17 protein-coding genes and 1 tRNA gene are annotated in these 22,573 nt (G+C 70.4%); 6 read left to right on the top strand and 12 right to left on the bottom strand.

What is annotated here, in order from left to right; all coding sequences use genetic code 11:
- Nucleotides 1–3 precede the first annotated feature (3 nt).
- From QIT00_RS25530 to QIT00_RS25540, 3 genes are all read left to right on the top strand, one after another.
- Complete coding sequence (locus tag QIT00_RS25530) at nucleotides 4–1,587, top strand: PP2C family serine/threonine-protein phosphatase (protein WP_282537734.1); 1,584 nt, start codon at nucleotides 4–6, stop codon at nucleotides 1,585–1,587.
- 99 nt (nucleotides 1,588–1,686) lie between these two features.
- Nucleotides 1,687–3,030: a vWA domain-containing protein gene (locus QIT00_RS25535; RefSeq protein ID WP_282537735.1), complete on the top strand. Its 1,344-nt coding sequence runs from the start codon at nucleotides 1,687–1,689 to the stop codon at nucleotides 3,028–3,030.
- 52 nt (nucleotides 3,031–3,082) lie between these two features.
- Nucleotides 3,083–4,657: an FHA domain-containing protein gene (locus QIT00_RS25540; RefSeq protein WP_282537736.1), complete on the top strand. Its 1,575-nt coding sequence runs from the start codon at nucleotides 3,083–3,085 to the stop codon at nucleotides 4,655–4,657.
- Between the two features lie 27 nt (nucleotides 4,658–4,684).
- On the opposite strand, the gene QIT00_RS25545 is transcribed toward QIT00_RS25540, so the two are convergent.
- Nucleotides 4,685–5,683, bottom strand: coding sequence for a methyltransferase domain-containing protein (locus tag QIT00_RS25545; RefSeq protein ID WP_282537737.1), 999 nt, complete (start codon nucleotides 5,681–5,683; stop codon nucleotides 4,685–4,687).
- 110 nt (nucleotides 5,684–5,793) lie between these two features.
- On the opposite strand from QIT00_RS25545, the gene QIT00_RS25550 reads away from it, so the two are divergent.
- A complete protein-coding gene (locus QIT00_RS25550) occupies nucleotides 5,794–6,195 on the top strand; it encodes a globin (protein WP_282537738.1) in 402 nt (133 codons plus the stop codon).
- 111 nt (nucleotides 6,196–6,306) lie between these two features.
- On the opposite strand, the gene QIT00_RS25555 is transcribed toward QIT00_RS25550, so the two are convergent.
- The 8 genes from QIT00_RS25555 to QIT00_RS25590 all read right to left on the bottom strand — a co-directional run bounded on the left by QIT00_RS25555 (nucleotide 6,307) and on the right by QIT00_RS25590 (nucleotide 16,230).
- Nucleotides 6,307–6,984, bottom strand: a complete 678-nt coding sequence (locus QIT00_RS25555) for a hypothetical protein (RefSeq protein WP_282537739.1) — start codon at nucleotides 6,982–6,984, stop codon at nucleotides 6,307–6,309.
- Nucleotides 6,981–7,412 carry an acyl-CoA thioesterase gene (locus QIT00_RS25560; protein ID WP_282537740.1) on the bottom strand — a complete coding sequence of 144 codons (432 nt, stop codon included), beginning with the start codon at nucleotides 7,410–7,412 and terminating at the stop codon, nucleotides 6,981–6,983. The genes QIT00_RS25555 and QIT00_RS25560 overlap by 4 nt, the downstream gene beginning before the upstream one ends.
- Nucleotides 7,413–7,419: 7 nt before the next feature.
- Nucleotides 7,420–9,084: an energy-dependent translational throttle protein EttA gene (gene ettA, locus QIT00_RS25565; protein ID WP_282537741.1), complete on the bottom strand. Its 1,665-nt coding sequence runs from the start codon at nucleotides 9,082–9,084 to the stop codon at nucleotides 7,420–7,422.
- Nucleotides 9,085–9,223: 139 nt separating this feature from the next.
- Nucleotides 9,224–9,850 (bottom strand): hypothetical protein, encoded by a 627-nt coding sequence (locus tag QIT00_RS25570; RefSeq protein ID WP_282537742.1) that lies wholly within the window; start codon nucleotides 9,848–9,850, stop codon nucleotides 9,224–9,226.
- Nucleotides 9,851–10,083: 233 nt separating this feature from the next.
- Nucleotides 10,084–11,535: an LAETG motif-containing sortase-dependent surface protein gene (locus QIT00_RS25575; RefSeq protein WP_282537743.1), complete on the bottom strand. Its 1,452-nt coding sequence runs from the start codon at nucleotides 11,533–11,535 to the stop codon at nucleotides 10,084–10,086.
- 177 nt (nucleotides 11,536–11,712) lie between these two features.
- On the bottom strand, nucleotides 11,713–12,216 hold the full coding sequence (locus QIT00_RS25580; RefSeq protein ID WP_282537744.1) for a single-stranded DNA-binding protein: 504 nt from the start codon (nucleotides 12,214–12,216) through the stop codon (nucleotides 11,713–11,715).
- 124 nt (nucleotides 12,217–12,340) lie between these two features.
- Nucleotides 12,341–14,584: a YfjP family GTPase gene (locus tag QIT00_RS25585; RefSeq protein WP_282537745.1), complete on the bottom strand. Its 2,244-nt coding sequence runs from the start codon at nucleotides 14,582–14,584 to the stop codon at nucleotides 12,341–12,343.
- 5 nt (nucleotides 14,585–14,589) lie between these two features.
- Nucleotides 14,590–16,230 (bottom strand): dynamin family protein, encoded by a 1,641-nt coding sequence (locus QIT00_RS25590; protein WP_282537746.1) that lies wholly within the window; start codon nucleotides 16,228–16,230, stop codon nucleotides 14,590–14,592.
- Between the two features lie 307 nt (nucleotides 16,231–16,537).
- Here QIT00_RS25590 and QIT00_RS25595 point away from each other — a divergent pair.
- A tRNA-Arg gene (locus QIT00_RS25595) sits at nucleotides 16,538–16,613 on the top strand.
- A gap of 251 nt (nucleotides 16,614–16,864) precedes the next feature.
- On the opposite strand, the gene QIT00_RS25600 is transcribed toward QIT00_RS25595, so the two are convergent.
- Nucleotides 16,865–18,259 (bottom strand): tyrosine-type recombinase/integrase, encoded by a 1,395-nt coding sequence (locus QIT00_RS25600; RefSeq protein ID WP_282537747.1) that lies wholly within the window; start codon nucleotides 18,257–18,259, stop codon nucleotides 16,865–16,867.
- Nucleotides 18,256–18,453 carry a helix-turn-helix transcriptional regulator gene (locus tag QIT00_RS25605; protein WP_078962465.1) on the bottom strand — a complete coding sequence of 66 codons (198 nt, stop codon included), beginning with the start codon at nucleotides 18,451–18,453 and terminating at the stop codon, nucleotides 18,256–18,258. Before QIT00_RS25605 ends, QIT00_RS25600 begins: the two co-directional genes overlap by 4 nt.
- A gap of 1,590 nt (nucleotides 18,454–20,043) precedes the next feature.
- Between QIT00_RS25605 and QIT00_RS25610 the strand changes: the two genes are divergently transcribed.
- Nucleotides 20,044–21,075 carry an NAD-dependent epimerase/dehydratase family protein gene (locus QIT00_RS25610; protein ID WP_282537748.1) on the top strand — a complete coding sequence of 344 codons (1,032 nt, stop codon included), beginning with the start codon at nucleotides 20,044–20,046 and terminating at the stop codon, nucleotides 21,073–21,075.
- 3 nt (nucleotides 21,076–21,078) lie between these two features.
- Here QIT00_RS25610 and QIT00_RS25615 read toward each other — a convergent pair whose 3' ends face one another.
- Nucleotides 21,079–22,035 (bottom strand): tetratricopeptide repeat protein, encoded by a 957-nt coding sequence (locus QIT00_RS25615; RefSeq protein ID WP_282537749.1) that lies wholly within the window; start codon nucleotides 22,033–22,035, stop codon nucleotides 21,079–21,081.
- Between the last annotated feature and the right edge of the window lie 538 nt (nucleotides 22,036–22,573).

Here is a 22,573-nt window from a genome sequence, read left to right on the forward strand (position 1 = left end):
TTGATGTCGCAGATGCACCAGGTGACCCCCGGGTCTCCTTGGCCGACGTGCCCCAGCTGTGCCGAACCGCTGGAGTCGGGTGACCTGTTCTGCGGAGCGTGTGGGTACGACCTGTCGGCCGTGCGCGCACAGCAGGAGGACCATCCCACGATCGCCATCAGCCCAGGCGCGGCGTCACCGGCCACCGAGCCCGCTCCGCCCTTCCCGGCCCCGCCGGGCGCCCCGGTCGAGTGGCCCGAGGCCCGGGAGGTGGACAGCGCGGACGTACCGGCGCCGGTGCACCTGCCCAGCGACCTCGCGGGCAGGGACTCGGCCGACGCCGAACTCCCGGCCGCCGCGAGCCCGCTCGGCACCGCACACTCCCCCGGCGCGGCCCACTCCCCCGGCGCGGAACGCACCCCGGGAACGCAACGCACCCCGGGAACGCAACGCACTCCGGGAACGGAACGCACCCCGGGCGCGGATCACTCCGTACCGCCCCTGCCGGATGCGCCACCCATGCCGGACGTACCGCCCATGCCGGGTGTTCCGCCCGCACCGCAGGCCCCGGCCGCCCCCGGCCCCGCCCCTGCCGCCGCGAACGGCCTCGGTGACTTCGACGAGCCGTCCACGCCGTCGCGCGGCACGCCCGATCCGCGTACGGCCACACCCACACCCACGCCCCCGGCGGGCACGAAGCTCTGCGTGGCCTGCCGCGCGGGCCGTGTCGACCGGGACGGCTACTGCGAGCGCTGCGGGCACGCCCAGCCGCGCGAACGCGACCACATGGAGCAGGAGTTGGACGCCGTGGCCGCCGTCAGCGACCGCGGCCTGCGCCACCACCGCAACGAGGACGCGTTCACGGTCTCCGCCACGGCCCTGCCCGACGGCTCCCCCGCGGTCGTCGCCGTGGTCTGCGACGGGGTCTCCTCCGCGACGCGGCCCGACGAGGCCTCGGTCGCCGCCGCCCAGGCCGCCAACGAGTCGCTGCTCGCCGCGCTGCCCCGCGAGGTCCACCCGCAGCAGGCCATGCACGACGCGATCATCGCCGCGTCCGACGCGGTCAACTCCCTTGCGGAGCAGGGCGGTCCGGCAGCGGAGCACGACCACCACCAGAACGCCCCGGCCTGCACGATCGTCGCCTCGGTCGTCGCGGGCGGCCTGCTCGTCGTCGGCTGGGTCGGCGACTCCCGCGCGTACTGGATCCCGGCCGACCGCTCCGTCCCCGCCGCCCGCCTCACCGAGGACGACTCCTGGGCGGCGCAGATGGTCGCCGCGGGCCTGATGAACGAGGCGGAGGCGTACGCGGACGAGCGGGCCCACGCCATCACGGGCTGGCTCGGCGCGGACGCGTACGAACTGGAGCCGCACACCGCGTCGTTCAAGCCCGACCGGCCCGGTGTGGTCGTCGTGTGCACGGACGGCCTGTGGAACTACGCGGAGGGCGTCGAGGAGATGGCGGCCGCCGTGCCCGCCGACGCAGGCAGCCGGCCGTTGCACAGCGCCCAGGTCCTCGTCGGCCACGCCCTGGACGGCGGCGGGCACGACAACGTAACAGTGGCGGTGCTGCCGTTCCCCGTCGCGGCACCGGGGGCAGGCTCGGCCTGACGGGTCCCGCGGGCGACGGGGCTCGGGGGAACAGGGGAATCAGGGGCTCGCGGGAGCAGGGGAATCAGGGGATCAGGGGAATCAAGGGGGGCACATTTCATGGCCAATTTCGCGAAACCCAACGGTCCGCAGTTCGCCGTAGAGGTCTATGCGAACGAGTACCTGCCGGAGGGCGGCCGCGAGGTCAACGCCATCGTGACGGTGACGTCGGCCGGCGGCGGCACGGCCGACGGCCGTACACCGGACGGCACGAGCCCGGACGCAGCCGTGGCGATCATGGTGGACTGCTCGGGTTCGATGGACTACCCGCCGACGAAGATGCGCGGCGCCCGTGATGCCACGGCAGCCGCGATCGACGCGCTGCGCGACGGCGTCCGCTTCGCGGTGATCGCCGGCACCCACGTCGCCGAGGAGGTCTACCCGGGCGGCGGCCGCCTCGCCGTCGCCGGTCCCCGTACGCGCGAGGCGGCCAGGCAGTCCCTGCGCCGGCTCTCCGCGGGCGGCGGCACCGCCATCGGCAGCTGGCTGCGCCTGGCCGACCGGCTCCTGAACTCCGACGGCGTCCCGGACACCGCCGTACGCCACGGCATCCTGCTGACCGACGGGCGCAACGAGCACGAGTCGCCCGAGGACCTGCGGGCCGCCCTGGACGCCGCCGCCGGCCGCTTCACCTGTGACGCACGCGGCGTCGGCACGGACTGGGAAGTGAAAGAAGTCACGGGAATCGCCTCGGCCCTGCTCGGCTCGGCCGACATCGTGGCCGACCCGGCCGAACTGACCGCCGACTTCACCCAGCTCATGGAGACGGCGATGGGCAAGGAGATCGCCGACGTCGCACTGCGGCTGTGGACGCCGATGGGCGCGGAGATCAAGTTCGTGAAGCAGGTCGCGCCCACCGTCGAGGACGTGACCGACCGCCGCACCCCTGTCGGCCCCCGCGCGGGCGACTACCCCACCGGCTCCTGGGGCGACGAGTCCCGTGACTACCACGTATGCGTCGAGGTCCCGGACGCCGGAATCGGCCAGGAGATGCTCGCGGCCCGCGTCTCCCTGGTGATCGACCGCGGCGACGGCAACGCCCAGAGCGTCTCGCAGGGCCTGGTACGGGCGGTCTGGACGGACGACCTGGTGGCCTCCACGGCGATCAACCCCCAGGTCGCGCACTACACAGGCCAGGCCGAACTGGCACAAGTCATCCAGCAGGGACTCGACGCCCGTAAGTCCGGCGATACGGACGGGGCAACGGCCAAGCTGGGCCGCGCCGTTCAGCTGGCCGCGGGTTCGGGCAACGCGGATACGGCCAAGCTCCTTGCCAAGGTGGTCGACGTCGTCGACGCGGCGACGGGTACTGTGCGACTGAAAGCGAAGGTCGAAGAGGCCGACGAGATGACTCTCGAGACCAGGTCGACCCGAACGGTTCGCGTCAAGAACGTGCAGAAGTAAGAACGTGCAGAAGTAAGAACCTGCAGGAGTGAAGGAGAGGGGGAGCGCCGACATGCCGACCTGCCCGAACGGACACCAGTCGGGTTCCGACGACTGGTGCGAGGTCTGCGGCCAACGCATGGCAGGAGCAGGCGCGCCGGCCGGTGCGATGCCTCCGCCGCCCCCGCCGCCCCCGGCGGCCGGTGGGTACGGCTACCCGCAGCAGCAGCCCGGCCCTCCCGCCCCTGGCGGTGGGTACGGCTACCCGCAGCAGCAGCCCGGCCCGCCCGCCCCCGGTGGTGGGTACGGCTACCCGCAGCCGGGTGCCGGAGGCCCGCAGGAGAACTGCCCGCAGTGCAACACCCCGCGCGAGGCGAACGCCCCGTTCTGCGAGGAGTGCCGGTGGAACTTCCTCACCAACACCGCGACGTCGTTCGCACCCGCGCCCCCGGCCCCGCCGGCCCCGGGCCTGAACCTGCCGCCCGGCTTCGCGCAGGCAGGACCGCCGTCCGGCGGCGGTGAGTACACGAGCTCGCGGCCCTCGCAGATGAACCGCCCGGCGGAGCCGCTGCAGCCGGACGCGTCGATGCCGTCGATGCCGTCGCCTCCGCCTCCGCCGATGCAGGGCGGCCCGCAGCAGCCCCCGGCTCCGCAGGCACCCCAGGCACCCCAGGCACCTCAGGCACCTCAGGCACCCCAGTCCCCGCAGGGCATGCAGGGTCCGCCGCCGCCCGGCTTCCCGGATATGTCTCAGGGCGGTCCTGGTCCGCAGGGCGGCCCCGGTCCTCAGGGCTCGCTCGGTGGGCCCGGCCCGCAGGGCGGTCCCCAGCAGGGTCCGCCGCCCGGCTTCCCGCAGGGGGGTCCGCAGTCGCCGCCGCCTCCGCCGAGCCCCGGTGGCAACGACGACTGGATGATCCCGCCGCCGTCGGGCCAGGCCCCGCCGTCCCCGCAGGAGTCCATGGCGCCGCCTGCACCTCCGGCTCCCGCCCCGGCCCCGCCGCAGCCCGGCTTCCCCGACCAGGGCCCGGGCGGTCCGGGCGGCCCGGGCGGCCCCGGCGGCCCCGGCGGTCCTGGCCAGGGCTTCCCGGAGCAGGGCTTCCCCGAACAGGGCCAGCCGGGTCCGGGCCAGCCGGGTCCGGGTCCGCAGGGTCAGCCGGGCCCCGGTCTGCACGGTCAACCCGGTCCCGGTCCCGGCCAGGGCCCCGGCCCCGGCCCCGGCTTCCCGCCGCAGAACCAGGCGCCCGCGGGCTGGACGGCCACGATCGGTCCCGACCGCGAGTACTTCATGGCGATGATGCACCGCAGCGGCCCCGAGGCCTCCAGCCTCAACCTGCCCGCGTACTCCCCGGAGCAGCAGCGTCAGCTGGTCGGCAACCAGCTCACGATCGGCCGCCGCCGCCACTCCACCGGTGACACCCCCGACATCGATCTGTCGGTGCCACCGGAGGACCCGGGCGTCTCGCACCAGCACGCGGTCCTGGTCCAGCAGCCGGACGGCAGCTGGGCGGTCGTCGACCAGAACTCCACCAACGGCACCACGGTCAACGGCGGCGAGGACCCGATCCAGCCGTTCGTCCCCGTACCGCTGCAGGACGGCGACCGCGTGCACGTCGGCGCCTGGACGACGATCACGGTCCGGCGCGGCTGACGCAGCGCGGAGCAGGACCGTCCGGGGTCACGGCAGCGGCCAGGCGTACGGGCCGGTTGGATCATCCAGCCAGGCCCATACGTCTGAGCCGCTCACCGTGACCCCGAACCGTTCCCGCGCCGGTTTGCCCTCGCGCCGCCAGAGCGCGAGGGCCTCGTGCGGGTCGAGCACGTCCCGGGTCAGCGTCAGCAGGAAGCGGAACAGCTCGCTGTGCAGCGCCCGCCGCGGCAGCCCGCCGGTGAGCCGCATCCGGTCCTCCTCGCGGGCCCCGCCGCGCAGCGGCACGAAGTACGCGGGCATGTGCAGGAACCGCCCCTCCGCGTGCTCCCCGTCCTGCACGTCGAGCAGGATCAGGCCCGTGGCCATCGGCGCCAGGATCCGCGCCCCCGGCCCGCACTGCGCGAGCCACGCCCGCGGCACCGTCTCCAGAGCGCAGGTCGCGATGATCCGGTCGTACGGGGCGTGCTCCGGGCAGCCGCGCGCTCCGTCCCCGGTGACCACCCTCGGGCGCAGGCCCGCCGCCGCGAGGTGCCGACGGGCGGACTCGGTGATCTCCGGGTCCAGATCGACCGTCGTGACCAGCGCGTCGCCGAGGCGATGGGCGAGCAGCGCCGCGTTGTAGCCCGTCCCGGCACCGATCTCCAGGACCGCGTCCCCGTCCCGTACGGCGAGGTCCGCGAGCATCTGCGCCATCAGGGAGGGCTGGCTGCTGGACGAGATCAGCTCGCCGTCGCGCACGCGCGTGGCCAGCGGCTCGTCCGCGTACGCCCCGCGCAGCCAGCGCTCCCGGCGGCCCGGATCGGGGTCCTCGCCCCACAGCCGCTCGTACCCCTCCGCCGTACCGACGTAGTAGTACGGCACGAACAGATGCCGCGGCACCTCCTCGAACGCCTCCCGCCAGGCCGGGTCGGAGTCGAATGCGCCACTCGCCTCGATCTCCCGCACCAGACCGGCCCGCGCCGCGGCCGCCCGCACGGCGTCGACGGCGGGCACGGCGGGCGTCTCCTGCGGCAGCTCGGCTCCCATGTCCCCACTGTCCTGCGATATCCCCCCGGAGGCGAGACCCGGCGCAGGGACCTGACAGGGGAAGTCCTAGGCCTGGGGTCCTCGGTCGCCACGTCTGAGACGATGGTCGGGTGATGGAGATTCCGCGCGGCACGCTTCAGGACGAGACGTTTTACGAGCAGGTCGGCGGCGAGGAGACCTTCCGGCGTCTGGTGCACCTCTTCTACCAGGGCGTCGCCGAGGACCCGCTGCTTCGGCCGATGTACCCGGAGGAGGATCTGGGCCCGGCGGAGGAGCGGCTCGCGCTCTTCCTTATGCAGTACTGGGGCGGCCCCCGCACGTACAGCGACAACCGCGGCCACCCCCGCCTGCGCATGCGGCACGCCCCGTTCACCGTGGACCAGGCCGCGCACGACGCCTGGCTGAAGCACATGCGGGTGGCGGTCGAGGAGCTGAACCTCTCCGAGGAGCACGAGCACACGCTCTGGAACTACCTGACCTACGCCGCGGCCTCGATGGTCAACACGGCATAAAACAGCCCGTCCGGCGTTTGAGGACAAGCCCGAAGGGCGATTAGCGGGGTCTGGGGCGGCAGCCCCAGCTCCCAAGCCCCGTACCAGGGCGCGGTACGGACAACGTAAGGGCTAGGCGGGCGTCACACTCAGCGCGCCGACTCCCGCCCTGCGCACGGCGATCGAGCCGTACGGCGTACGCAACCGCAGCCACGCGCCCGAGGCGAGCAGCGTGGGCCCGCTCTCCGGTCCCGCCGTGAAGCCCCCGGGGCGGAGAAAGCCGAGCGCCTGCGCGGCGTGCGCGGCCCGGACCGGCAGTTCGGTGTCGCCGACCGGCCGCGACCAGATCTCCCGGCCGATCCGGTCCAGCTCGGCGCGGGTGCGCTTCTCCGGGTCCAACTCCTCGGTACGCGCCCGGAATTCACCGACCGCGACGCCCACGGCCCGACGCACCGCGTCGAGTCCGGGCAGCCCGGGAAGCTGCTGCCAGCCGCCGCGCGGGGGCAGCACACCGGCCCACGGCGGCCCGGTGACGGCCTCGGGCACGGCGGCCGTACCCGCCGACTCGTCGATCCCTTCGAGGAGTTCACCCGCCGAAACGGTCACATCGAGCGCGGTCGGCTCCGCGAGCCGGGCCGCGCGGATGGCGAGCACCTCGAAGGACGGCGGCCGCCCGAACACGGCGAGCGCCCCGCCGCCGGCCTGCAGCCGCACGGCCGCGGCCTTATCGTAGTGGATGAGCCGGGCCAGGAAGGCGGCCAGGTCGGCCGCCTCCCCGGCGTCGGCGAAACGCAACGGCGCGGCCGTCATGCGGCAAGCGCCCCCGGAGCCGAGTCGTCCATGTACTCCAGGAGGTAGGACTTCTCCTCCGCGCTGATCCGCCGCGGCCGCTGCGCCTCCAGGTCGAAGGGCACCACGATCGTCGAGGCCCGGACATACACCTGGTCCGGGTCCTTCACCTCGTACGCGATCGTGAGCGAGGCCGCGCCGATCTTCGTCACCCACGACTCGATGGTCACCGGCTCATGGCGGTGCACCAACGGCCGTACGTAGTCGATCTCGTGGCGCGCGACGACGGAGCCCCCGGAGAACGAGGGCGATCCGTCGCCCGGCGCGAGCCGGAACATGAAGTCGATCCGCGCCTCTTCCAAGTACCGCAGGAAGACGACGTTGTTGACGTGCCCGAAGGCGTCCATGTCCGACCAGCGGAGGGGGCAGCTGTAGATGTGCCGAGCCACTGGCGCCTCAGCCCCGGGTGAGCTTCTTGTAGGTGGCACGGTGCGGGCGCGCCGCGTCCGGACCGAGCCGCTCGATCTTGTTCTTCTCGTACGACTCGAAGTTGCCCTCGAACCAGAACCACCTGGAGTCGCCCTCGTACGCCAGGATGTGCGTCGCGACGCGGTCCAGGAACCAGCGGTCGTGGGAGACGACCACCGCGGCGCCCGGGAACTCGAGCAGCGCGTTCTCCAGGGAGGACAGGGTCTCGACGTCCAGGTCGTTGGTCGGCTCGTCGAGGAGCAGCAGGTTGCCGCCCTGCTTGAGGGTGAGCGCGAGGTTCAGGCGGTTGCGCTCACCGCCGGAGAGCACACCGGCGGGCTTCTGCTGGTCCGGGCCCTTGAAGCCGAAGGCCGAGACGTACGCACGCGACGGCATCTCGACCTGGCCGACGTTGATGTAGTCCAGCTCGTCCGAGACGACGGCCCACAGCGTCTTCTTCGGGTCGATGTTGCCGCGGGACTGGTCGACGTAGGAGATCTTGACCGTGTCGCCGACCTTGATCTCGCCGGAGTCGGGCGTCTCGAACCCCTGGATCATCTTGAACAGCGTGGTCTTGCCCGCGCCGTTCGGGCCGATGACGCCGACGATGCCGTTGCGCGGCAGCGTGAAGCTCAGGTTGTCGATGAGGAGCTTGTCGCCGAAGCCCTTGGTGAGGTTGTTGACCTCGACGACGACATTGCCCAGGCGCGGGCCCGGCGGGATCTGGATCTCCTCGAAGTCCAGCTTCCGCATCTTGTCCGCCTCGGCGGCCATCTCCTCGTAACGGGCAAGGCGCGCCTTGGACTTGGCCTGCCGGCCCTTGGCGTTGGACCGCACCCACTCGAGCTCTTCCTTGAGCCGCTTGGCGCGCTTGGCGTCCTTCTGGCCCTCGACCTTGAGACGGGTCTGCTTGGTCTCGAGGTACGTGGAGTAGTTGCCCTCGTAGCCGATGGCGCGGCCGCGGTCGAGCTCCAGGATCCAGCCCGCGACGTTGTCCAGGAAGTACCGGTCGTGGGTGATGGCGACGACGGTGCCGGCGTACTTGGCGAGGTGCGCCTCCAGCCACTGCACGGACTCGGCGTCCAGGTGGTTGGTGGGCTCGTCGAGGAGGAGCAGGTCGGGGGCTTCGAGGAGCAGCTTGCACAGGGCGACGCGGCGCTTCTCACCACCGGAGAGGTTGATGACCGGCCAGTCGCCGGGAGGGCAGCCGAGGGCGTCCATGGCCTGCTCGAGCTGGGCGTCGAGGTCCCAGGCGTTGGCGTGGTCGAGCTCCTCCTGGAGCTTGCCCATCTCCTCCATCAGCTCGTCGGTGTACTCGGTCGCCATCTGCTCGGCGATCTCGTTGAACCGGTCGAGCTTGCCCTTGGTCTCGGCGACGCCCTCCTGCACGTTCTCGAGGACGGTCTTCTCCTCGTTCAGCGGGGGCTCCTGCAGGAGGATGCCGACGCTGTAACCGGGCGAGAGGAACGCGTCACCGTTCGACGGCTGCTCCAGACCGGCCATGATCTTCAGAACGGTCGACTTACCGGCACCGTTCGGACCGACCACACCGATCTTCGCGCCGGGGAGGAAGCTCAGCGTGACGTCGTCAAGGATCACCTTGTCGCCGTGCGCCTTGCGCGTCTTGCGCATCGTGTAGATGTACTCAGCCAAGAGAAACCGTCCGGCAGAACTGGAAGTGGGCAGATACACCCCATCTTGCCGTACGGCTGCCGCAGGAACGAAACCCATATGGCGGATGGCCTCTGACCTGGCCGTTACTCGGCCACGATCACAGATGATCTGTCGACCCTCACTCCAGGGGCGAGGCCACCACTCGGAGCTGCTCGCTGTGGAGCCACGTGAAGGTGCGATCAGGTTCGAGGTGGGCGTCTCCCCAGTGGATGACGTGTATGCCGCCCTCTGGGTCGGCGGTGAAGAACAGACACACGAGCTTCGTGGAGGCACCCAGCGCCTCGAAGGTCTCGTGCAGCTTCTCGTACTCCTCGGTCGTGTACGCGTCGTCCAGAGGGAACAGGCCCTCCGCCTGATCCGGTCCATGGCTGAGGAACATCCGGCGGCGCGTGGGCGAAGCGTTGGCAGACAACCGCGCACGGTCGAGAGGCTTGGGGCGGTCGGCGTACTTGAACGGGAAGAGCGCGTGGTCCTTGATGACGGCGTACTCGTACCCGCGCACGTCCCGGACTGCTTCGTCCAGCTCCCGAGCCATGTCGGCCAGGTGCTCACGCACCGCCTCGGCCAAGGTCACTCCGTACGGGCTGCGCTTCTTCAACCTCGCGGTGAGATGAACCGCGTGTGCCCGCGAATGAGCCCTGGCCAGTTGGTTCGGTATCTCTCCGGCGAGCCTGCCGGCATGCCGCCCGAACCGCTGCACAGCCCAGTCCGACGGATCACCGTGCTTGCCACCCAGCACAGACATGCAGAGCCCCCTCACCAAGTCGCACCGCCTCCGACCTGTGTGACACGCACACGAAGTGCCAACAAGGGGGCGATTCGGCCAGGCGACGCAAAGGGAACCTTGCGGTGACCAGGCTTACGTGTGAGGACTCCGAGGGCGCGGCCTGACACGTGCGCGAGCCCGGTACGCGAGAAGCGCAGCGGCCCCGTACGCGAGAGCGTCGGGGCCGCTGTGCTCGGAGAGTCACATGGGCGCTACTCGCTCTCGCCCGCCCCGTCCTTCTTCTTGCGGAGCAGGAAGACCGCTCCGCCGCCGACGACGACGAGCACGATGGCTATGCCCGCGATCATCGGGGTGGCGTTGGAGCTGCCGGTCTCGGCCAGGTCCGGGCCGTCGTTCGCGCCAGTGCCGCCCGCGGAGGCCGGGCTGGGCCGCGGCGCAGGGGAGGCGCTGTCGCCGCCCGAGCTGCCCGCTGTCCGGCAGTCGAGCACGCCCTTGAAGCGCTTCTCGTAGCCGTTCGGGCCGGTGATCGTGAAGTCGTAGGCCTGGTCCTCCTGCAGCGGGATCGTGACCGTCTGCGCGTCACCGGCGGCGATCGTGTGCTTGGCGCCCATCAGCTCGAACGTGAACGGCTCGTCGCCCTTGTTCGCCGCGGTGATGTCCACGCCGCCCTTGGCGCAGTTCCGCTGCGCGGACAGCGCGGGTATCGCGCCCTTGTCGGCCCAGTGCGCCGTGGCCGTCGCGGACACGGTGGACTCGCTGGACCCGGCGAGGATCTGCGTCTGGCTCCTCGTCTCGGACGCGAAGGCCCGGCCGACGGGCACGGTGGTCGAGGCCTGCAGCGTCAGCGCGGCCGTCCCGGCAGGGGCGTCCTCGGGCACGTCGAAGTAGAGCTGGTGTCCGTTGGCGGCGGTGGTGCGGGGCTCGCCGTCCTTGCCCACGATGCGCACACCGCTGGCCGCGGCGTTCGCGGGCGGGGCCACGGTGACGCTCTGCGCGTTGGTCCGCACGGTGACGGGACCGATCCGCTCGCCGGACCTGCCCGACACGGCCGGCGGGTCCAGGCTCAGGGACGCCTTGGGTTCGGGCAGGTCGCGGGCGTTCTTCTGCAGGTAGTCGGCGAGCTTCTCGGCCTGCGGGTCGAGGGCCTCGACGTCGGCGTCGTCGGAGTAGCGCCAGATGGCGACCTGGGTGCCGGATGCCGCGGCCTGCTCGGTCAGGCCACGGGCACCGGCCTTCTTAGCGAGCGCCGCCAGGTCGTTCACCTGCGGGTAGGAGTTCTGCAGGATCCAACGGATCTTGCCCGCCTGCGGGTTGCCGTTCAGCGAGGTCGCGCTCCAGGGGGTCTCCTGGTATTTCGCGTCCTTCTGCGTCGGGTTGTGGACGTCGATGCAGTACGTCTGGAGCATGCCGCCGTCGTCCACGGCCATCTCGAAGAGCCCCGCGGCTATGCGCTGCTGCTCGCCGCCGTCACGTATGACGGCCTGGCCGTAGGTCTTCAGCCCGCCCAAGGTCGCGGTCGCACCACCCTGGTGCTGCGGGGCGTCGTCGGCGACAGCCGGGCTCGCGCCCAGGGTCGCGCCGGCCGCGACGAGACCGGACACGAGTGCCGCGACGGTGCGGCGAGCGGCACCGCGACGACGTACTGAGAACGAAGAAAACACTGAATTCCCCTCCGGGCGGGACCCGTTCACATGGGGGGTCATGGGGGGTTCGGTCCCGCCAGCAGCATCAACTGCCCCGTGAGTTACGTCCGGCATCCTATGAAGCCGCGCGCCACGCATATCCCTGTCATGCCATCCGATAACCGTTCCGACTCGGAATCGTTATCGCCGGATACGACTGTGACCTGCCCTAATCGACAAATCACCTCCCAGATCGCCCTACGTGGCGGGCTCCGGCTCCCGCGCCGCCGCGGGCACGGGCGCGGGCGCGGGAAGTTCGAACTGCGGCTCGTCCGGAGAGAGTTGGGCCGCTGATTCGCCACGCTCGGCAGCGCCTTGACGCTCCATCAGCGGGTCCGCCGACGCCCTGCTCGTACGCCGGAACGCGGACGTTCCGCGGGCCAGGTCGTGCCCGACGGCGTACGCCTCGATGTCCGCCGATGTCCACGACTGTCCGCCGCGCTCCTCGCTGCGCACCTTCAACCGGCCGCGCACCAGGAGCGGTTCACCGACGGAGACCGAGGAGGCCACATTCGCCGCGAGCGAGCGCCAGGCCCACACGGTGAAGAAGTTGGTGTGCCCGTCCTTCCAGCCCTGCGCCGCACGGTCGAAGAACCGGGAGGTCACGGCTAGGCGGAAGCGCACCACCGGGCCGTTCTGCGTCTCCCGGAAGACCGGCTTCGTCGCGACGTTCCCCACGACCGTCACCATCGTCTCGTTCATCTCGTCCCGTCCCCTCACCACATGCCTGCGGGCCCGTCCCGCAGGTGCCGCGGAGACCGACCGGCGATCCGCCGCGACGACCTCAGACTGCTACCTGCGAGACGAGCCCGCTCCGGCCTGTGGACTACCGGCCGGTTGTGGACAACTCCGTCACCCGACCGTGAGCGTCCGCCTCCCGGCCCCCGCCCGAACCACCGGAACCCGGCTGCCGGGCGGAGCCGACCGCGCCGAGGGAACCCATCGTCACCGGCCCCGCGCCCACGGCCCCGGTGACGCGTACGTACTGCTCACGCACCTCCCGGTAGCGCAGCAGCTCCGCCGCGACCGGGTCGAGCACCTGCGCGCGCCCGCACGCCGCGGCGGCCTCTCGAAGCTTCCGTTCCGCTTCGATCCCGTACCGCCGGGCCGGGCCGCGTGCCGCCATCCGGCAGGCCCACTCGACCCCGGGGCCGCCCACGATGCCGGCGATCATGAGCAGGACGGGCGAGCCGAGGTTGGGCGGGAAGACACCGATGACCTGGCCCAACAGCCAGACTCCGCCGACGATCTGGAGCAGCGTCATCGAGGCCTGGCCGAGCACCGCGAGCGGCCACCAGCCCGGGCGTGGAGGTCGGCGTGCCGGGCTCGCGGCGGTCAGGGCCAGCTCGTCGAGGGCCTCCGGCAGACCGTGAGCGCCGCGCGCCGCGGCCTCCTTGACCGACTGCGCCCACGGCGCCGGAAGCCCGGCCGCCGCTTCGTCGCCCACGGTGCGCACCGCCTGCTCGACGCGCTGGCGGGCGGTCGCCTCCTCGTCGGCGGGCGGGGCGGGGGCCGGCTTCGCGCGCAGCAGCGGGAAGCGCCGGTCCTCGTACCAGCGCCAGAGGCGCAGCCACGGAGTGCCGCAGGCCTTGCCCGCGTTGCGGCGCCACGCGCGTTCCGCGGCCTGGCCCGCGGCTGCCGCGCCGACCGCGTCCGCGAGCCGGTCGGAGAACTCCTCGCGCGCCCGCTCGCTGAGCCCGACGCGCCGCCCCGCCGCGTAGACGGGCCGCAGCCGGGCCGCGGCGGCATCCAGGTCGGCGGAGACACGGCGGGCCGCCGCACCCCGCTCGGCCACGAACTGGCGCAGGACTTCGCGGAGTTCGGCGACCCCGTCACCGGTGAGCGCGGAGAGCGACAGCACGGTGGCGCCCGGTTCGCCGTGCTCCCCGAGAGCGATGCCGTCGTCGTCGAGCAGGCGGCGCAGGTCGTCAAGGACCTGGTCGGCGGCGTCGCCGGGCAGCCGGTCGGTCTGGTTGAGGACGACGAAGCTGACCTCGGCGTGGCCGGCCATCGGGCGCAGGTAGCGCTCGTGCAGCACGGCGTCCGCGTACTTCTCCGGGTCGACGACCCAGATCACGGCGTCCACCAGGGTGAGGATCCGGTCCACGTGCTCGCGGTGCTCGACAGCCGCCGAGTCGTGGTCCGGAAGGTCGACCAGGACCAGTCCGTCCAGACCCGCCCCTTGAGAGGTGTGCTGCAGTGGCCTGCGGCGCAGCCGACCCGGAATGGCGAGCCGGTCGAGCAGGGCCGCGGCGCCGTCCGTCCAGCTGCACGCGATGGGCGCGGCGGTGGTCGGGCGTCGTACCCCGGTGTCCGAAATGGCCACTCCGGCAAGGGCGTTGAACAGGGTCGACTTTCCGCTTCCGGTGGCGCCCGCGATGGCGACCACGGTGTGCCGATCGGAGAGCCCGCGCCGCGCGGCGGCCTGGTCGAGCACCCGGCCCGCCTCGGCGAGGGTGCGCCCGTCGAGCCGGGTACGGGACAGCCCGACCAGCTCCCGCAGCGCGTCGAGGCGTGCCCGCAGTACCGGGTCGTACGTGGTGTTCTGCGGGGTGCCGTCGCCGTAGGCGTCCTGCCCGTGCTGGTCGAAGAGCTCCACGCGCGCGTGGGTGGCGTTTCCGTCGCGGCTCTCGGCGCTGTCCGGTGCGTCGCCCGCGCGGCGGGCGATCAGGCCGTCGTCCCAGGCGCGTCCTTCCGCGTCTCCGCTCCCTGAGTTCTCCCCGTTCTCCGCGTTCTTCCCGCGCGCGTGGTGGCGGTCCGGCGCCTTCTTCGTAGTGCCGGTTCTGGTGGTGCCGCGCGTCCCTCCCTGTGTGCCCGTTTCGGCGGAGGTGCGTCGTCCTGCACGTGACCTGCGGGCGCGCTTCTCGCCGGCCGGTGGGGCGCTGTCGTCGTGCCTCGCCTTACGTGTCGGCGAGGCGGCCCAGGCGCGGGTGTGGGTGCCGGTGTCGGTGTCGGTGCTCGAACTCCCGCCGCGCCGCGCCGAGTCGGCGACGGAACGCTCACGGGAGGCGCCCGTTCCCCTCGACTCGGTGGGTTCCTGGCCGCTGGTGTGATCAGTGACAGCAGTCACCGCGGTCACCTCTCCTTCTTCAGTACGGACAGCGCGGCGATCAGTTCGGCCTGCGATTCCGGTTGGATGTCGAGGGCGTCGAGCGGGGCGAGCCTGCGGTCGCGTTCGGCGCGCAGCACCTTCTCGACGCATTCCGTGAGCAGGCGCCCACCCCGGTCACGCAGCTTGAGCGCCCCATGCGCGCCGATCCGCTCAGCCAGCGTCTCCCCCGCGGTACGGGCCCTGCGGCCGCCGAGCAGTGCCGTGGCGAGGAGCGCCGTGACGGCCTCGGGGTCGGGCGGGTTCTCCTGGCCGCGTGCCTCCTCCTCGACGTACTCCTCGAGGACACGGCGCCATCTGCGCGCTTCCAGGCCGATCCGGTGCTCGGCGCCCTCCCGGTCCGCCTCGCGCTCGGCGAGCGCGCGGGAGGCCGCCGCGGGCTCGCGGGACCACTGCTCGTCGATGCGCTGTCCGGCCGCGGAGACGGAGCACAGCAGGAGCGCGGCCAGGCTGTCCACGATCGCGTCGAGCAGTTCACCCGCGCTGCAGTCCAGGGGGTAGCTGCGCCACCGGCTCAGCGCGGATCCGGCGAGGACGCCGCCCGCCTGCAGCCGCCCCCGCACGCGCGCGTGCTCGCGGGTGTACGCGTCGTCGACGGCGGCCGTGAGGCGCAGCGCGGCCGCGTACTGGGCGGAGACGGCACCGGCGAGTTCCGGCATCCGGGAGTCGAGGGAGGAGAGCAGTCCGGCGGCGGTACGGCTCATGGCCTGGGCACAGGCGGCCGGGTCCTGGGCGCGGTGCGTGAGCCAGGCCCGCAGCGGCGCCACGGCGGTGGCGGGCAGCAGTCCGCCGCCGCCCGCCGACTCCGGAAGCTCGGGGATCGTGAACCTCGGCACCTCGCCAAGGCCGGCCTTGGTGAGCAGCGCCCCGTACTGCCGTGAGACGTCGGCGAGGACCTGGTGCGGTACGCGGTCCAGTACGGAGACGAGGGTCGCGTCGTACTCCTTGGCGGTGCGCAGCAGGTGCCAGGGCACGGCGTCGGCGTAGCGGGCGGCGGTCGTGACCATGACCCAGACGTCGGCGGCGCACATCAGCTCGGCGGCGAGTTCGCGGTTGCCGATGACGAGGGAGTCGATGTCGGGCGCGTCGAGGAGGGCGAGCCCGCGCGGGAGGGTGGCGGCGGTCTCGATGCGGAGCACACGCTCGCCGGGTCCGGCGCCGCGGCGCGGCTCGTCGCGGCCAACGCGCTGCCCGGGCCGCGCGGGCTTCTCGCGCAGCTCGGGGTGGTCCGGCATCCATACGCGGGTGAGCTCGGGCAGTACGCGAAGGCCCGCGAACCAGTGGTGATCCTCCGGATTGCAGACCAGCACCGGCGTGCGGGTCGTCGGCCGCAGGACGCCCGCTTCGCTGACCTGCCGCCCCACGAGGGAGTTGACGAGCGTCGACTTGCCTGCCCCGGTCGACCCGCCGATGACGGCGAGGAGGGGCGCTTCGGGCTGCCGCAGGCGGGGCACGAGGTAGTCGTCGAGCTGCGCGAGAAGCTCGTCCCGGTTGGCACGCGCGCGTGGTGCGCCTGTCAGGGGGAGCGGAAAGCGTGCGGAGGCGACACGGTCGCGCAGGGCAGAGAGTGCTTCGAGCAGCTGAGGCCGTACGTCCAAGGTCACCACATGCGAAGAATGCCCAATTTTGGAGCTTTTCTGAAGGATATGGGCCCCTGCGCGCCGGTCGGACACTTGAGACAGACGGGACGAGAGGGGGCACAGGCATAACGAGTGCACAACACCCGAGGCGCGAGACGCCAAAACCGCTGCAGAATTCGTACCTGCCTGCGATTATCGGGACCGCTTCACCGAACCTCCACATCGCGCCGCGGAGGCGAAGCAACCGGGACAAGGACACCGGAGCCCTATCCTTGTCCCCGGCGAGGTCACGGAACACCCCCACATCCGGGCTCCAGGCCACGGCCGCAACCCGGCCCCCGTAGCTCAGTGGATAGAGCAGGCGCCTTCTAAGCGCTTGGCCGCAGGTTCGAGTCCTGCCGGGGGCGCCACTGACCTCGCGTCAGATGGACCGTATTTTGCCTGGTCAGACCGTGTCTGACCTCAGCGCATTTCCGGCTACGCCGGACCGCCGAGAAGCGTGGGAGTCCGGCTGACACCGGCTGAAACTGGGTTTCTACGGGTGTCTGTCCCCCATGCGTCCCCCACACAGAGGCACCAAAGGGACGCCTGCCCCGCAACGCCGAAGGGCGGTGTGGGACCCCATGCACGGGGGTCCCACACCGCCCTTCTCACATTCGGCTTACTCGGCCTTGCCGACATACCTGACGTCGTAGATCTGCTTCAGGTAGTTGTCCCGCTGACCGACGATGCACCGCGCATAGATGGCCAGGAGCACGGGCACGCTGTTCCCGGCCCACTCGGCGACCTGAGCCGGGGGTATGCCCTTGTTGAGCCACGCGGTGAGGCAGGTGTGGCGGCAGTCGTATACGCGCTTACCCGCCGGCGACTTGTACTCGTGGGGCTGGAGGACCTCCGCTCGGGCCTTGTCCCAGACCCGTCGGAACACCGAGCCCGCCAGCCTGCCGCCGAACTCTCCGGGGAAGAGGAGGTCGGTCGGCTTGAGCTTGTACTGGACGATGACCTCGCGAAGGAAGACGACAAGGTCAGGGTGGATGGGCACAGTGCGGGTGTCGCCCTCCGCTCGCCCCTTCAGGTCACGGTCATCGTGGGGCTCTCCGCTGTCGGTCCATTGGCTGCCGACCTCCGGCCGGGCGCTGTGGACGATGAACTCGCCCCAGCCCGTTTCGGGGAGCGTGGCGTCGCTCACATGAAGCGCGACGGCTTCCTCCGGGCGGAGACCGGCGTAGCAGAGGGTCGCGAAGAAGGCCCGATAGAGGGGACCCCGGCGCAGGGGCCGCTTGCCGATCCAATCGAGGAGCGCGGTGACCTGCTCAGGGTTCAGCAAGGAGCGTTTGTCGATGGCCTGAGCGACCTTGGGGGCGCCCCCTCCACTACCTTTGCCCTTCGGCAGGGGGTTCTGGCGGAGGATGCTGTGGCGGACGGCGTACTCCATCGCCAGGTTCATGATCCGCCGGTTGCGGGACACGGAGCTGGCCGCCGCGACAGTGCCGTCCAGCAGCGTTCCGAGAGCGGAGACGACCGTGTCGATTCGGTCCGACTGCTCCCACGCTGCCATCGAGAGCGTATTGCGCTGGACCCAGTCGAGGATGACGCGAACCTCGTCGGGCATCAGCTCTTCGGGGTTGGTCCGGCGCTTGGAGTTGAAGGCCCATTCGCGCAACGCGGTCCGCACCTTGACCGGGTCGTACTGCTTCGGTGGCGTCCGGAGCAAGGCGATGGTCGCGGAGGTCATCGCCTTGGCCACGTTCTTCCGCTGGTTGGCGGAGAAGTGCGGCCAGGACTTGTCAACGAACTCGACCGCGAAGTCGTACCAGTTGGTATCCGCAGCCTTGCTGGAGTACGAGATCGGCATGCCGGACTCGGTGCTGAAGGGCTCGCCACGCTTGACTGCGGTCAACAGGTCGGAGCGTCGGGCATCCGCGAGTGCCTTGGTCGGGTAGGTCTTGCTGTGCTTCTTTACGCCGACCTTCCAAACCACCTTGTAGGTGTATCCGTTCGCTCGCGTCCGGCGCTCGATGTTGTAGATCCGTACGTCAAACGTGCCATCGATCAAGATGCGTCCTCACAATCACTAAGCCAGTTTTCGAAATCGCTACGCCGTATCCGGAGGCTTCCGTTGGGAAGTCGGATGCAGCGCGGCCCTCGCCCCTTCTGTCGCCAGTCGTAGAAGGTGGACCGAGCTATCCCCAGCTCGTCACACACGTCATCGACCGTCAGCTTTGCCCCGGGCCGCACCGCTACCGCCATGCCGGGACCTCGCAGACGCCGAGGGCAAGGTTCGGTGTCGTCTCAGGGCGAAAGCGGGCAGGGGGTATTGCGGATCGGCACATGGAATGGGTTCCTTGTGGGGAACGAGGAGCGACAAGGGCGCAGCAGCACCTCACGCGGTCCGCGCGAGGACGGCCGCCCGCCGGCGGCACGCGCTGCCTACGGCTGAGGAGCCGCAGCAGAGCTGCCTCGCGCCTCCTCTTGCCAACGCGAAGCTGCCTGCGTCCGCGACGACCCCACCGCCAAGCGCAGCCGAAAAGCGAACACCTCAATGGTCGGGACGATCGCCGGTTTGGCTAACCGGCGATCGTCGTCTATGTTGCCCGCCACATCACGCTCCCGACGCCTGCTTGGCCTCGCCACCGGAGGGGAAACCGGTACGCGCGGGGCTCCGAGAGTGCTGTCCGAGGCGACCGTTAGCAGACCGTCGTCCGTGAGCCGGTCGAGGTTCGCCGCGACACGTCGCTCGGGACCACGAGGTCCTGAGCTACTTTCCGGGTAGTGGTGCCGGGGATGCCGTGTCACATGCGCGGGGACGACATGATCGCCGCGGTAGCCTCGCTGCAGGAGATCTTCACCGAAAAGGCTGGCCGCGCAGACGCAGACGCAGAGCCCGGTGGATACCGCCAGGAAGTCCTGCCGTTTGGCCGGCCCAAGCGTTCAATCCGCCTAGAGCAAAGAGAAGGGGGGAGGTGAAGCGGGCAGAGCGGATAGCGGATTCTGACAGACGAGCCTCCCAAGTAGGAGCCAGGCCAGCGGACCGACCTGCGCGATGCCCATTCCGAGGGCTTTCGAAACCTAATTGCCACCGAGGACGAACACCCTCTGACCTGGTATTTTGCGGGACGTTGTACGTTGACATAGCCGTGGCACAGCTATCCAGTCTTTCGGCGCTCTTTCCTGTCTGCTGTTGGCGAATATGTCCTTTGACGCCGAAGTTAGTCGGATGTGAAGCGCTGACCTGCGCGGACTAACTTCCGTGTCAAGGCGGCTTCGTGGCAGTGGGTCTGCTGCAAGCCCTATGACCTGCGACGACTGGATTGGATGTCAAGAACGGTCGCGGACTGGGTTCGCTGTCGACGGACAAATGCCCAGCTGGACACCAACATTCGGGACCAGCTCGCCGCTCGGAGCGCGAGCGCCACCCATGACAGGTCGTTGGAGGGCCAACCGGCCCCTGCACCTCTCCGGACCGCGAGTCCTTCCTGGCGTCGCTCGATGACAAGCGCCACCCGGGTACTCGCCAGCGCGGCTAAGCCGCGAACAGTCCCGACGTCACTGAGGCAGCACCACCTCGCGACGAGTCCCTGTCGGAGTGGGCGGAGCGCCGCGACGCGAAGAGCGTCGGCGGCGAACCTCGCAGCGGCCCAGCACCTCCTGTATCCGAGAGACGAGGAGCCGCCAGCCACTCCGGCGCCGCAAGCCGCAGCCGCTCCGGGCTGGTCGTTGGCGGCACCGCAGGCCGGGCCCGCACACTCAGTCCTAGCGGCCGGTGCCTCCGTGATCCGGCAAGATCTTGGTCAAGAGAGCCGTAGCAGAAGGGCGGAGCGAACGGGCAGGATCAGCACCATGAAGATTCTCGTGCTAGGTGGAACGTGGTTTCTCGGGCGAGCCGTTGCTCAGGCCGCGCTTCATCGTGGTTGGTCGGTGACTGCCTTCAACAGAGGTAGGTCCGGTACCGCACCGGAGGGAACGCAGGAGATCCGCGGTGACCGCACCGTGCACGCGGACGTCCTCCGCCTGGGACAGCAGGGTCCTTGGGATGCCGTGATCGACACTTCGGCCTCCGAACTTGCCCCGCGCGATGTGCTGGCCGGGGCCAAGACACTGGAGTCCATGGCCGGTAGGTACGTCTACATCTCAACGGTGAACGCTTACCGCGGGTGGCCCGACGAGCCGCTGACTGAGTCCTCCGAGCTGCTGGACGCACCGCCCGACGCCGATGGAGATTACGGACGGCTGCCAGCCAACTGGGACGGACCTGACTGGTACTACGGTCGGCAGAAGGCGGGCGCGGAGCGCGCCGCCACCGCAGCGTTCGGTGCTTCCCGCGTCTCGATCCTGCGCCCTGGGGTAATCCTCGGGCCTGGAGAGTATGTGGGTCGCCTTCCCTGGTGGCTGCGGCGCACTGCCAAGGGCGGGACGATCCTTGCTCCTGGTAATCCCGACAAGTCGATCCAACCCGTGGACGTCCGCGACGTGGCTGCATTCGCACTCGATCAGGCGGAGTCCTCGGACGGCGGGGAGTTCAACATCACCGCGCCCTTGGGCCGGGAGACAATGGGCGGATTCCTCACATCCTGCGTCGATGCCACAGGAAGCAATGGACGACTGATCTGGGCTCCCGATGATCTTCTGGTCGGGCATGGAGTGCAGCAGTGGACCGAACTACCGCTGTGGCGCACCCATGCGGGCGTCTGGAACGTCGACTCGACTCGGGCGCAGGCTGCTGGGCTGCGATGCCGGCCTCTGGCAGAGACTGTGGCCGCTACGTGGGAGTGGATGCAATCAGGCGGTGTGCCGGTCGAGCACCCCCGTTGGGCTGAGCACGGCATATCGTCGGTGAAGGAGGAAGAGATCCTTGCGAAGTTGGGCTCGTGAAGGTCAAGGCTCAATCGCCAATGGCGGTGTGCCTGCCAGCCGTTGCGCCGATGCCGCTGCCGTGAAGTCCTCGATCCGCTCCCCGAGTTCGATAGCCTCCGTGGCGGCACGGAAGTCGGCGTGGCAGAGTCCGGCGCGGACTGCCGCCATGCGTTCGAGTGTCCCGGCCCCGCGCCACTCGGTCGGCACGTCGAAGGCTGGCTCAAGAGCTGCCTGGACGCCGTCGAGTTCACCTCGAAGAAGTCGGGCGCGGGCAAGGTCCACGTACGCCTGGGTCGAGATGAGTAGGGGCCGCTGATCTTCCGGCTTGGTGCCGAGGAGCTGCAGGGCTTGCTCCGCGGCTTCCTCGGCGCCGTCAGCATCTCGAAGCAGGAGGTACGTGGTCGCGTTGCTCATGGCCACTCGGTCACTCGGGAAACCGAACTCGCCGCCGATGTCGTCGTGGAGTTCGTCCCGCGATCCGGTGCTCTGCTCAAGGGCGTTACGTACCGCCCTCCCTGCTGCCGGATGATCGCCCATGTGCCCGTGAGCCCGGCCCTCGATCACGAATAGGCGCGTCATCGCCGTGTCACCGAGCCCTCCGAATCGCTGCGCAGTTCGGACCAGCCGGACGGCCTCCGCCGGACGACCACCCCAGAACGACAGGAACGCAAGAGCACCGTGCGCGTACGCCTGGAGCGGGCCGTGCTCGATCACCTGGCCGTACAACGCCGCCGTGCGGGACAGGGAAACGGCCGCCGGGAGAGACCCCAGGTCAAAGCAGATCGCGGAGAGTACAGCGGCCGACTGACCAGCCGCCAGGTATCCCCGCTCACGCTGGCGGGGCACCTGGGTCCGTTCCAGCATCGACTGTGCGATGCTCAGCAGCTCCTTCGCCCTCCGGTAGACCTCGAAGGGGGACGTTCGGTTGTACTCGCATGCCAGGGCGACGATGTCATCGTCAAGCTGGTCGAGTGTCATGTCCGGCACGCTGAGGGACGCGGCGTCCCCGGCGTGCGAAGCGGCATCCCGAGCAGTCATTGCAAGGTCACTCTCATTGATCGTAGTTACGAAGCAAGCACCCGGCGGCGACTCCTCGCTTGGCGGCGCACTGAGAAGGGCACGGGCACTGTGCCCGAACATGTACTCAAGGACCTCGGGTGCAGGTTGGTTGGGGAGCCCCCTTACGTGCCCGCCCGTCCATCGGCGGTACGTCTGTTCCTCCACCGTTGCCGTGGACGGGGGCTCGCCTGCTGCGGCAGACAACTCCTGCGCTGCCTTCTCGTACTCTCTCCTGAAACGGGGATACGGCCAGCCGCGCTCCCAGACCAGCAGTTGAAGCAGCGTCCGTGCTTGCATCTCCAACGCCTCCCTTCTGGTCGGCGGCAGCGAGGCGGCCCGTCTCGGCCTGGGGCGCCAAGCACCGCGATCCCACTATTGCCCAACTTCCGCCTTGTGTAGAGATCTTGAGGGCAAGTGGGGCCCAGATGACATGTTGGTGATACCCGTGTCACCCGGC

The organism is Streptomyces luteolus (assembly GCF_029968015.1).
GTDB lineage: Bacteria > Actinomycetota > Actinomycetes > Streptomycetales > Streptomycetaceae > Streptomyces > Streptomyces luteolus.